Source organism: Acerihabitans arboris, assembly GCF_010131535.1.
GTDB lineage: Bacteria > Pseudomonadota > Gammaproteobacteria > Enterobacterales > Enterobacteriaceae > Acerihabitans > Acerihabitans arboris.
In genome coordinates this window covers 18,604-30,609 of record NZ_WUBS01000007.1, presented here as the reverse complement: position 1 = coordinate 30,609, position 12,006 = coordinate 18,604, and the positions used below count along the sequence as shown (strand labels likewise).

Below are 12,006 nucleotides of genomic sequence, written 5' to 3'. Positions count from 1 at the left end.
GTCGGATGCGCTTCACTAAACTTTAATAAAAAAGGAGTCAATCATGACGATTAGAGCCAATTATGAATCTGATCACGGAAAACGCAAAGAAATGTCACATAAGGAATTGGGCACCATTCCCCCTATGCCATTTGAAGAATATGCGGAAAAACTCAAACACTGTTTCACCATGAAGCGCACGAACGGCATCCTCGAAGCCCGGCTGCATACCAACGGCGACAGCCTGCAGTGGGGAGCCCCCGCGCACCAGGCCCTGCATTATTTCTTCGACTGGGCCGGACGGGATCCGGAAAACGAGGTCATCATCCTCGGCGGAACCGGCAAGGACTTTATGAAGGGCATCGGCCGGCTGGATGGGCAGGGGAAATGGCAGCCGGCCACCGAGTTCGCCTCCGCGCCGGAAGAAGCGTGGAAGATGTACGAGTATCAATATTATGATGGCACCAACGACATCGAAGGCCAGGTCTTCGATATCGAGGTTCCCACCATCGGCGTATGGAACGGCGCCGCCTTCCACACCGACCTGGTGCTGTTCAGCGATATCACCCTGTGCACCGAGGACGCCTGGACCACCGACATGCACTTTCGGGTCAACATGGTGCCCGGCGACGGCATCCAGATTGCCTGGCGCGAGCTGATGGGCCGCAAGAGATTTGCCTACGCCGAGCTGACCGGCGAGATCATCACCGCCCGCAAGGCCTTGTCCCTCGGCATGGTCAACGAAATTTGCCCTGACACGGAAGCATGCTATGACCGGGCCCGGGAAATCGCCGAGCTTATCATGCGCACCGGCACCCGCGTTACCCGGCGCATCACCACGCAGCAACTGCGCAAGGCCTGGAAGGAAGACATCGCCAACGAGCTGCGCAACGCCTTCGCCACCGAAATGTTCGTGACCGCCACCGAGCACTCGCCTCATGAAGTCAACTACTGGAACTGGGCGCATGAAGAGGCCGAACTTGTCATGGCCGCCGAGAAAAAAGGCAAGGTCGTTCGTCCACGGCTGGGCGGCGGACAGGAAGAAAACGAAATAAAGTAAGGGCCGACGGTCCCGGCAGACCCGGGAAATAATAAAGATCGCTTATCGCCATGGGCCGATTATTTATTTTAATCGCCGGGGATCGTCACATGTAAAATTCAACATCTTTCTCAAGCAGGCGGCGGTAAATAAAAACCGCCGGACCATGAAATAGGTGGCGAAACTAAATTTACAGCCTGCATATTGCGCGATGCCGGCTTATTTAACATTAATGGCTATGCGCGGGAGTGGGTCTATGAACACAGGAAACGACGTTATTATTTCCGCCGCCCTGACCGGCGCGGTAACTCCAAAAGATATCAATGAACATATTCCCCTGACACCGGAAGAAATTGCCGCGGACGCTTATCAGTGCTGGCAGCGGGGCGCCGCCATCGTGCATCTCCATATGCGCGACGATCGCGGGTTGGGCACCATGGACCGCGATAAGTTTGCCCACACGATCCGCCTGCTGCGCGGCCACCACGACTGCGACGTGATCATCAACTGCACCACCTCCGGCGACAGTCGGGCCAGCGACGCGCAGCGGATGGCGCATGTCGCCGGTCTGGATGGCATCGAAATGGCGTCCTGGGACGCCGGGTCGTTTAACTGGATGCCCGGGGGCGTATTTATCAACTCGCCCCAGTTCCTGGGGCAACTGGGTGAAATCCTGACGGAGCGGGCGATCAAGCCGGAGATCGAAATCTTCGATAGCGGCATGTTGGGCATAACCGACTATTTCGCCGGGCAGGGCAAACTGTCGTCCCCCCTGCATTATCAATTCTGCCTCGGCGTGCCGGGCGGCATGCCCGCCACGGTGGAGAACCTGCTCTACCTGGTCGCGCATATTCCGGCCGACGCCACCTGGTCAGCCTTCGGCGTCGGCAGGCACCATCTGCCGATCCTGTTTGCCGCCCTGGCGCTGGGAGGGCATGTGCGGGTGGGACTGGAAGACAATGTCTATTTCAGCAAAGGCATCAAGGCCACCAATGCACAGCTGGTGGAACGCGCGGCGCAGGCCGTGCGCTTATCCGGCAAACAGGTGGCCACCTCCGCCCAGGCCAGGGCCATGCTGGGCATCCCCGCGCTGCGGCGCTAGCGAACCCGTTCCGGCGGGCGGATTGAATCTGGATAAAGAAGGTGGTTATGAGAGAAGCAGTCATTGTTTCCGCGGTTCGTACGCCTATTGGCCGCTGTCGCGGCGCGCTGGCGCCGGTGCCGGCGCATGTTCTCGGCGCGCTGACCGTCAAGGAGGCGGTGCGCCGGGCGAAAATCGATCCGGCGCGCATCGATGATGTTATTTATGCCAATTTAATGAATAACGAAATCAATAATATGGGCCGTATGGTGGCGCTGGAGGCCGGACTGCCCCTGGCGGTGCCGGGAATTACGCTCGACCGTCAGTGCGCCGCCTCGCTCAATGCCCTGGCTTACGGCGCGATGCAAATCATGGCCGGTTTCGCCGAGGTCATTGTCGCCGGCGGGGTGGAAAGCGACTCGCGCCGTACCTGGTCGCTGGAAAAGACCGACACCGCCTGGTCGGTACTACCGCCGCGCTTTGTCGACATCCACACGTCGCCGGACCGCATCGGCAACCCCTCCATGGGCATAACCGCCGAGAATATCGCCCGGCGTTATGAAATCACCCGTACGCAGCTGGATGAATTTTCCGTGCGCAGCCACCGGCTCGCCAGCGCCGCCTGGCAGGCGGGGCGCTTTGACGAGCAAATTGTCCCGGTGCCGCTGATGGACAAAAAGGGACGGGAAACCCTTGTTACCCGTGACGAATCGGTGCGCGCCGATTGTTCCCTGGCTACCCTGGCCGCCCTGCGGCCGAGTTTCAGCAGCGACGGGGTGGTCACCGCCGGCAACAGTTCGCCCATGAGCGACGGCTCAGGCGCGCTGGTGTTAATGGAACGCGGCGCGGCGGAAAAAGCCGGCCTGGATATCCTGGCCGTATTCCGCGGCTACGCGGCGGTAGGTGTCGATCCCAACGTCATGGGCCTTGGCCCGATTCCCGCCACCGCGAAGCTGCTGAAACAGACCGGCCGCGCCGTCAAGGACATTGATTTATGGGAATTGAACGAAGCCTTCGCCGCCCAGTCATTGGCCTGTATTCACGAGATCGGCATGGATCCGGAACGCGTTAATCCCAACGGCGGCGCTATCGCCCTGGGGCATCCGCTGGCCGGTACCGGCGCCATCCTGACGGCGAAAACCGTTTATGAGATGCGGCGTCGCCATCTGAACAACGCCGTTATCACGTTTTGTGTCGGCGGCGGGCAGGGTGTGGCGGTGCTGCTGACGAGGGAATAATCATGTTGGGAAAATTAACGTCCGCGGACGATATCACCCGTCTGTTTAAAGACGGACAGACGCTGATGTGCGGCGGTTTCGCCAACCACGGCGTCCCGAATCGCCTGCTTCAATGTGTGATAGACAGCGGCGCTAGGCATTTTACGCTGATATCCAACGATTCCGGCGACGCGGATCTGACCGTGGGCCGCCTGATCCATCTCGGCCTGGTGGACAAGCTGATTGCGTCGCATATCGGCCGTAATACCGAAACGGTGGCGCTGGTGGACGCCGGAAAAATTGAACTGGAACTGGTGCCGCAGGGCAGCCTGGCTGAGCGCATACGCTGCGGCGGCGCGGGGCTGGGCGGGGTGTTGACCAAAACCGGCATCGGCACGGTGGTGGAGAAAGGCAAACAGCTGATCATGGTGGACGGCGAGGCCTATCTGCTGGAAACGGCGCTGCGGGCGGATATCAGCCTGGTCCGCGCCCGTACGGCCGATCCGCTGGGCAACCTGACCTATCGCGGCACCATGCGCAACTTTAACCCGCTGGTGGCGAAAGCGGCAGGCCTGACGCTGGTGGAGGCCGACATGCTGATGGACGTGGATGAGATGAGCCTGGATAGCATTGTCACTCCCGGCGTTTATGTAAGCAACATTTTGACAACCAAGGAGCTCGCCAATGAACGCGCGTGACAGGATAGCCCGGCGCGCCGCCGGCTATTTCTCGGCCGGCGACGTGGTTAACCTGGGCATCGGCATTCCCAGCCTGTGCAGTGATTACGCCTTGCCCGGCGTCATGATCCACACGGAAAACGGCCTGGTGGGCATGGGGCCTCTGGTCTCGGGAATGCTGGCGGTGGAAGGGTTTTCCAATGCCACCGCCATGCGCTTTAGGCCGGCGCCCGGCGCCAGCGCGTTTGACAGCGCCGAATCCTTCGCCCTGGTTCGCTCCGGCAAGCTGGCCGCCGCGGTGCTGGGCGGGCTGCAGGTGGCGGAAAACGGCGATCTGGCCAACTGGGCGCAGCCCGGTCGGGTCTTCGGCATGGGCGGGGCGATGGATCTGGTCAACGGCGCCCGCAAGGTGATCATCACCATGGAACTCCGTACCCGGCAGGGCGAGCCGAAAATCGTCAACGCATGCAGCTACCCCCTGACGGGCAAAGGCTGCGTGGATCATATCGTCACCGAGCAGTGTGTGATTGACGTCACGCAGGATGGGTTGGTGCTGGTTGAACTGCTGGAAGGGCTAACGCCCGAAGATATCCAGCGCCAGGTCGAACCCCGGCTGATCGTCGCCGGGCGATTGGCCGTTATGCCGGCGTGATACGCCGCGGGGATGGAATTTTATGACTGGGAACAAAAATAATATTGCGTTAGATAACATTGTGTTAGAAAAAATCGCAGACTGTCCCAGCCGGGAGGATTTGCCTCCCTGCACCGCCGCCGGCAACGGTTTCGGCGCGCGCGGCTGGGTCCTTATCGTCTTCCAGGCGGTAATGTTCTGGCTGGCCGCCGGCGCGGTGACCCATGGCCTGAACGTGATGCTGCCCGCGCTGTCGCGCACTTACGGCCTGGACTACAACACACTGCTGGCGCTGGCGACGCCGGCCTCCTGGGCATCTATTCCCGCCGGCCCCCTGTGCGCCTGGCTGTGCGAGAAGAAAGGGGCCAAATTCAATATCATCCTTTGCTTAATCGCCTGCGGAATATGCTTCGGCCTGCTGGGGCACTGCGGATCGCTGATCGGCTTTACCCTGCTGTTCGCCGGCGTATGTTTCTTCGGCACCGGTTTTGCCTACGTGGGCGGCACCGCCGTGATGACCAGTTGGTTTGTGCGCAAGGCCGGGCTGGCGTTGGGCTGGTGCACGGTGGGTCAGACCTTTTCCAGCGCTTTTTTTGTCCCCGCGCTGGCCGCGCTGTTTATCTGGCTGGGGGTGAGCCGTGGCTTTTGGGGTATCTCGCTGCTGATGTTTATCATGGCCGCGCTGGTGCTGCTGTTCGTCGCCAATAAACCCGAGGACGTCGGCCTGGCCCCGGATAACGATCGGGTCACCGCCGCCGAAGTGGGCGAGCGGGTGCGCCGGCACGACAGCTATGTTTGTCCGCTGGGCGTCTGGCAATTGCTGCGCATGCGCGACGTCTGGTTTATGGGGCTCTCTACCGGCGCCATCTACATCATGCTGGTCGGCGTGGTCAGCCAGATCGTGCCCCGGCTGATGGCGCTGGGCTACGAATTGAACACCGCCATCTTTTATATGTCCGTGTCGGCGCTGTTCGGCACCCTGGGGGCCTACGGCTGGGGTTGGCTCAATCAACGGATCGGGGTCAAGCGCGCGCTGCTGGCCTACACCGGCTGGTGGATGGCGGCGGTGGTGATCAACCTGTTCGCCCACCAGGGCGTGACGCTGTGGGTCTCGCTGCTGATGATTGGCTTCAGCCTGCCCGGCGCCACCAATTTAAGCACATCGCTTATCGCCACCAAGTTCCCGCGCCGTCTCTACGTTCGCGCCCTCGGCATCGTGCATCCCATTCAATCCGTGGTGCGTTGCTTTGCATTTTCCATCCTGGCCTTCGGCCTGGCGTATCTGGGCGGCTATACCGGCGCCTACCTGCTGCTGGTGGCGGTCGGGGCCGTGGCGCTGCTGCTGATCTGGCTGACCGACGTGACGCCGGTTGAAGCCGGTACCGCCGCTGATAATAGCTAACTTAAGAGGCAATTATGACATCACTTGTTATCGCCAGCGCGGTGCGTACCGCTATCGGCAAATTTGGCGGCAGCCTGGGCGCCATCACCGCGCCCGAGCTGGGGGCGCTGGTGATAAGGGAAGCGGTCGGCCGGGCCGGCCTTGAGCCCTCGGCGGTCGATGAGGTGATTTTGGGTAACGTACTGCAGGCGGGACTGGGACAAAACCCCGCCCGCCAGGCGCTGCTGCTGGCGGGGCTGCCGGATGCCACGCCGGCGACCAGCGTTAACATGGTATGCGGGTCCGGCCTGAACAGCGTGATTTACGCGGCGCAGGGCATCGCCGCCGGTAACGCGAATGTGGCGCTGGCGGGTGGGATGGAAAACATGTCGGCGGCGCCTTATGTACTGAACAATGTCCGCTGGGGATACCGCATGGGCGACCAGTCGGTGACCGACGTCATGGTCAACGACGGCCTGTTCTGCGCCATCAACCATTACCATATGGGGATCACCGCGGAGAATGTCGCCAAACGCTGGCATATCAGCCGCCAGGATCAGGATGAGGCGGCGTTGCTTTCGCAGCGGCGGGCCGCGGCGGCGATTGAGAGTGGCGCCTTCCGGCGAGAAATTATCCCGGTTACGGTGAAAGGCAAGCGGGGCGACAGCATTTTTGCCGTGGATGAGCATCCGCGCGCGAATACCTCGGCGGAAAGCCTGGCCGCGCTGCCGCCGGCATTTGATCCCGCCGGCTCGGTAACCGCCGGCAATGCGTCCGGCGTTAACGACGGCGCCGCGGCGCTGGTGGTGATGAGCGAGGACTGGGCGCGGTCCCAGGGGGTTAAACCCCTGGCGCGCATCCTCAGCTATGCCGCCTGCGGGGTCGATCCCGCGGTGATGGGGATGGGCCCGGTGCCGGCGACCCGGCTGGCGTTAAGCAAGGCGGGGCTGACGGTCGGGGATCTCGATCTGATTGAGGCCAACGAGGCCTTTGCCGCCCAGTTTATCGCCGTCAGCCGCGAACTGAAGCTGGATATGGCTAACACCAACGTTAACGGCGGCGCCATCGCGCTCGGCCACCCCATCGGCGCGTCCGGCGCCCGCATCCTGGTGACGCTGCTGCATGCGCTGGCCGCCAGGGACAAAACGCTGGGGCTGGCCACGCTTTGCGTCGGCGGCGGGCAGGGCGTGGCGATGATTATCGAGCGTTTGTAGCCGCGGTTAACCGCAGGAATCATCGCGGTAATAATGCGCCTGCGTCCAAAAAATCATTGTAATTACCTTTCTTAGCTTATTTACCGCCTCAGCCGCCAAAACCTTTCCGTTCCAGGCCCCGCGTGTTTGTGTTAACCGATATCGGTAACGAACCCGATGATCACATGTCCATGACCCGCTTTCATGGGTGCGGCGAGTCTCAGCCCCGATGGCAAATTTCACTGCGGCATGCCATCGCGCCCTAGCAAAGCTGCCGGGAAAACATCGCCGGCCAGGGTCGCCGTCGATGACAAAAGCCCTGGTCTGCCTGACAACGCTGCATTATGCTGTGGTTTTACCGCGCGCCGAGGAAAGAACATGACTACCAGCCTGATGATCGCCAACCGGCAAACCTGGTTCGGCGCCGGCAGCATTAACCAGCTGATTCCCTTGCTGGAGGCCGATCCGCAGCCGACGCTATTGTTCAGCTGCCGTTCGTTCCTTGGCGGCGCGGTACACGCGGGGCTGGCGGAAACGCTGGCATTGTTGCTGGTGGGCACCGAGACCGTCGGTCACGAGGCGTCGCCGCGGGATATTGACCAGTGGGTTGCGCGCTGGCGCGGTAAAGTGCGGCGCGTGGTGGCCATCGGCGGCGGTAGCGTGCTGGATGCCGCCAAGGCGTTTGCCGCCCTGGTGGAGCACCCGCTGCCGACGCTGCGCTATATGGAAAAAGTCGGCGACAGCAGGGTGAGCGGCGCAACGCTGCCGGTGATCGCCATACCCACCACGGCCGGAACCGGCAGTGAAGTCACGCAGAACGCCGTTGTCACCGACACCCGGGTCAATATGGTCAAGGCCTCGCTGCGCCACAACAACTTCGTGCCGCAGGTGGCAATCCTCGATCCGCAGCTGCTGGCCGGCGCGCCTGATCGCGTCCTGGCCTATTGCGCCATCGACGCCTTCACCCATCTATTCGAGGCTTATTTGTCCAAAACGGCGAGCGCCCTGTCGCGTGAGATGTCGCTGACCGGCATCCGTCTTTTCCTGGAGGCCTGGCCGGCGTTAAACCGCGATGATGATGCCCGCGAAGCTATCATGCAGGCGTCCTACCTGGGCGGCCTGACGCTGAGCATGGCGGGGCTGGGGGTGATCCACGGCATCGCCGGCGAAGTCGGCGCCCTGCGCAGCTATCACCATGGGCAGGTATGCGGCCGCCTGCTGCTGCCGTTCCTGGCGCTGCTGGCGGAAAGCGAACAGCCGCGGCAGCGGGCGCTGATGGCCGGATTGGCCGCCCGGCTGTTCCCCGACCGGCGGGACAACCCGGCGCGTTATCTGCTTGAATTTATCACCCGCCACGCCATCGCCCCATTCTGGCGGGACGATCTGCCGCTCAGCCGGCGGGAGCTGGCGGTCAGCCTGGAAAAATCCAATAGTAAGAATTCACTGCTTGAGTATCCGCCGGCGCAGCGCCGGAAGATGATCGAACAGGCATTCCGCATTGAATGACGGCGTAATCAAGCGGGCGAATGCCGCCGCGAGCCCGCGTCATGGACGCTTAGCGTTGCCATAATTTCTTGCTGGCGATATCCGCCCCGGCGCGTAATGCCCTGAACTTCTCCCGGACTATGGTCGGGTGCACCTCGGTTTTATAGGTTGCCTGTGAGGAAAAACCACAATCAGCGCCGGCTATCACATTTTCCCGGCCAACCCGTTCAGCGAAGCGAATCAAGCGTTCCGCGATCAATTCCGGGTGTTCCACGGTATTGCTCGCGTGGCAGATGACGCCGGGGATCAGGCGTTTTCCTTGCGGTAATTTGACCTGTTCCCATATATGGTATTCGTGCTCATGACGAACATTTCCGGCTTCAAATGAGTAATCCGCTACATTGATGTCCAGCATATAACGTACAAATTCAATAAAAGGCACATCATGGATACGTGGGCCTTCATTGATGCTATAGCAGGTATGATAGCGTATTTTCTCCTGCGGGATGCCGCGCAGCGCATGGTTCAGGATACCGACATAATCGGTTGCTTTCTGGCGGATCTGGGCGCTGGTGAGATTTCGGTCCGCGAAAAGATCGGGCAAAAAGGGGTCGTCAATCTGCAACAGAAACCCGGCATCGATAATGGCGTTATATTCCACGCGCAGGGCTTCGGCCACGGCTGACAGGTAGTCACCTTCTTTTTGATAAAAAGCATTGCCGCCAACGCCTGTAGGCGCGACGGAAGGGACAAACGCAGCCGTTGCGGGCGTTATTTTCAGCGCCTGCGCCAGATTGGCGAGGTCGCGCTTGAGCTGCGCGACGCCATGGTATGACACCGGCCCGGTGCAGACTACCGGAACGAAAGGCACCAGGTTGCCGCCCAGCATCGCCGCGCCAAAATACTCCCTATAATACTCGGGGAACGCTTCCACTTCAGCGTCAAAGGCTGAATAGCCCATGCCCGGACGAGGCTCGAAACCAGAGATACGATCGCGTACATAGGCAAAAAAACCGACTTTGGACATTTCGCCATCGGTGACAATATCAATACCGTCGGCCAATTGTTGTTGAACTGATTCGATGACCGATTCCCGCATACAGGTTTCAAGTTCGGCCTGATTGCCGGCGCCTTCAATATTGGCCTTCATCAGATCAAGCAATCGGGTTGGGCGCGGCAGGCTGCCTACATGGGTGGTTAAAATGCGCGGTTGTTGTTGCGACACGTACAAACTCCCTTGATATTTTTGTCTTTTGCGTGGGCTAAACCACGGGGCATGGTGATTTTGTAATAGGAAAGTTAACCGATATGAAGCTTTTATGCAAAAGAAGCGGCTTTCACCGATATGGGCAAGCTCGCGAGTTTGCGTTTGATGATTGGATTCGCAAATGAGTGCGGAACTTGACGGGGCTCATGGTGGTGATGGGGTGGTGATGGCCTTGAAGTGAAGGTGAAATGCGGAGCGACTCATGCCGGCAATCCCGACGGCTTGTTCGATGCGACAAGATTCCCGAAAGTGTGTCTTGATCCAGACAATCGCACGGGCGATCTGATTGAGCCGACTGTCTGCCCGCGCCATATGCCGGATGAAGCCGCCGCCCGGCCCGGTCAGGAGGCGGTAGAGAATTTCGCGAATGGTGATCGGCGCCAAGGCAGAGCGTTGGCACATAGATTGTCGGCATTGGCATTGTAGGCAAAGACGCGCGAAGCAGTTTCACCCCTGCAATGGCGCTTACATAGGCGCCATCGGCCGGAGCATGACGGCCGATGATGTCAACGAGCATATCGAGTCTGTTCATACGCCTTCTTGTTATAGCGGCAACGGTAAAACATAAAACCCAACGCTATATAATCCTGGACGATCGTGCAAGTTATGTGGACTAGCAGGCTACCTGCCGCGACTGAAAACAGACGAAGATTAAGCGAACCTACCGCAAACCGTACGCAGTCATTAAGGAGAGCGAAGAATGATGAAATCAACATCTCTTGACCAGTATCGCTTACTCGGACGCTCTGGCCTTCGCGTGTCGCCCCTTGCGCTCGGCACCATGACCTTTGGCTCCGAATGGGGTTGGGGGGCCGACAAGGCTGAGGCGAAGCGTATCTTTGACGCTTATGTCGATCGTGGTGGAAACTTCATCGACACTGCCGTCAACTACACCAATGGCAGCGCCGAGAAAATCCTGGGAGGCTTCATCAAGGATAAGCGGGATCGTATCGTCCTTTCCACGAAGTTCACCATGGCGCGCGAGCAGGGTAATCCTAACTCGGGCGGTAATCATCGCTTCAACCTCGTCCGCTCGGTCGAGGCCAGCCTGCGCCAACTCGATACGGATCGTATTGATCTCCTGCACGTCCATGCCTGGGACTTCACCACAACGCCCGAGGAGGTGATGCGGGCGCTCGATGATCTGGTACGTGCCGGAAAGATTCTGTATGTAGCGATCTGCAATACACCCGCCTGGCGCGTCGCGCAGATGCAGACTATCGCGGATTTGCGCGGTTGGTCCCCGTTCGTCGCGCTGCAGATTGAGTACAGCCTGGTTGAGCGCTCCGTCGAACATGAGCTGATCCCGATGGCGCGGGCGCTGGGTCTTGCCGTATTACCCTGGTCCCCGCTTGGCGGCGGCATCCTGAGCGGCAAATACAGCCGCGCCGACCTATCGGACGAGAATGTGGCCGACGTCTCGCCGACCCGCAAGGGAGTCATCGCATCCACCGGGCGCCTGACCGGGCGCGCGCTGAATATTGCTGACGTGGTGGGCGAGATCGCCGAAGAACTGGGCGCCACGAGTTCGCAAGCGGCGCTTGCCTGGACGTTACTGAATCCAGCCGTGGTCTCGCCGATTGTGGGTGCCCGCACTGTCGCCCAGGCCGAGGACAATTTTGGCGCCCTGGCCATCGCTTTCACTCACGAGCAACTCGAGCGTCTCGACAACGCCAGCGCTCAGGCCCCAATCTTTCCGGAACGGTTCATGGGGCGCCCGATGGCGCAGCAGCTGATGTTTGGCGGCGCGACAGTTCCGGGCCGACGGGCGTGACGGGATGAAAGGCACCGCGAATCGGCAGGAGAGCAAAATGAAACATCTCTATACCGGCATGTGGGTCACCGCTGACGGTCACGTCCGCCAGGAGCTTCTGCCGAACGGCCGGTATGAGGAGGCCAGAGGTCATCGCCGCAATGCCTACCAGGGCCGTTATGACGTCAAGGGTAATCACATTGACTATTGGGACGATACAGGGTTCACGGCCGACGGTACTTTTGTCGAGGATGACGAGCTCCACCACGGTGGCATGGTCTTTTATCGCGAGAAATAGCCGAT

Annotated in this window: 12 protein-coding genes; 10 read left to right on the top strand and 2 right to left on the bottom strand. The window is 60.3% G+C overall.

The features are described 5' to 3' along the window. Positions 1-91 precede the first annotated feature (91 nt). The 8 genes from GRH90_RS10850 (at position 92) to GRH90_RS10815 (ending at position 8,704) form a co-directional block, all read left to right on the top strand. The gene (locus tag GRH90_RS10850) at positions 92-1,039 is read left to right on the top strand and encodes an enoyl-CoA hydratase/isomerase family protein (RefSeq protein WP_246235987.1); all 948 of its coding nucleotides are present in this window, start codon (positions 92-94) and stop codon (positions 1,037-1,039) included. Positions 1,040-1,274: 235 nt separating this feature from the next. Further along, positions 1,275-2,120, top strand: coding sequence for a beta-keto acid cleavage family enzyme (locus GRH90_RS10845; protein ID WP_162365970.1), 846 nt, complete (start codon positions 1,275-1,277; stop codon positions 2,118-2,120). Between the two features lie 47 nt (positions 2,121-2,167). Further along, positions 2,168-3,337, top strand: a complete 1,170-nt coding sequence (locus GRH90_RS10840; protein ID WP_162365969.1) for a thiolase family protein — start codon at positions 2,168-2,170, stop codon at positions 3,335-3,337. 2 nt (positions 3,338-3,339) lie between these two features. Then, complete coding sequence (locus GRH90_RS10835; RefSeq protein WP_162365968.1) at positions 3,340-4,014, top strand: 3-oxoacid CoA-transferase subunit A; 675 nt, start codon at positions 3,340-3,342, stop codon at positions 4,012-4,014. Next, on the top strand, positions 4,001-4,645 hold the full coding sequence (locus tag GRH90_RS10830) for a CoA-transferase (RefSeq protein WP_162365967.1): 645 nt from the start codon (positions 4,001-4,003) through the stop codon (positions 4,643-4,645). Before GRH90_RS10835 ends, GRH90_RS10830 begins: the two co-directional genes overlap by 14 nt. Positions 4,646-4,667: 22 nt before the next feature. Further along, on the top strand, positions 4,668-6,026 hold the full coding sequence (locus GRH90_RS10825) for an MFS transporter (protein WP_162365966.1): 1,359 nt from the start codon (positions 4,668-4,670) through the stop codon (positions 6,024-6,026). A gap of 14 nt (positions 6,027-6,040) precedes the next feature. Next, positions 6,041-7,219, top strand: a complete 1,179-nt coding sequence (locus tag GRH90_RS10820; RefSeq protein WP_162365965.1) for an acetyl-CoA C-acetyltransferase — start codon at positions 6,041-6,043, stop codon at positions 7,217-7,219. Between the two features lie 357 nt (positions 7,220-7,576). After that, a complete protein-coding gene (locus GRH90_RS10815; RefSeq protein WP_162365964.1) occupies positions 7,577-8,704 on the top strand; it encodes an iron-containing alcohol dehydrogenase in 1,128 nt (375 codons plus the stop codon). A gap of 49 nt (positions 8,705-8,753) precedes the next feature. Here GRH90_RS10815 and GRH90_RS10810 read toward each other — a convergent pair whose 3' ends face one another. Both GRH90_RS10810 and GRH90_RS10805 read right to left on the bottom strand, forming a co-directional pair. Next, positions 8,754-9,908: a cobalamin-independent methionine synthase II family protein gene (locus GRH90_RS10810; protein WP_162365963.1), complete on the bottom strand. Its 1,155-nt coding sequence runs from the start codon at positions 9,906-9,908 to the stop codon at positions 8,754-8,756. Positions 9,909-10,094: 186 nt separating this feature from the next. Further along, entirely contained in the window at positions 10,095-10,334 is a 240-nt protein-coding gene (locus GRH90_RS10805) for an AraC family transcriptional regulator (RefSeq protein WP_162365962.1), read from the bottom strand. A gap of 316 nt (positions 10,335-10,650) precedes the next feature. On the opposite strand from GRH90_RS10805, the gene GRH90_RS10800 reads away from it, so the two are divergent. Beyond that, positions 10,651-11,724, top strand: a complete 1,074-nt coding sequence (locus GRH90_RS10800; RefSeq protein WP_162365961.1) for an aldo/keto reductase — start codon at positions 10,651-10,653, stop codon at positions 11,722-11,724. A 37-nt stretch (positions 11,725-11,761) separates the two neighbouring features. After that, positions 11,762-12,001: an Atu4866 domain-containing protein gene (locus GRH90_RS10795; protein WP_246235985.1), complete on the top strand. Its 240-nt coding sequence runs from the start codon at positions 11,762-11,764 to the stop codon at positions 11,999-12,001. Positions 12,002-12,006: the final 5 nt, after the last annotated feature.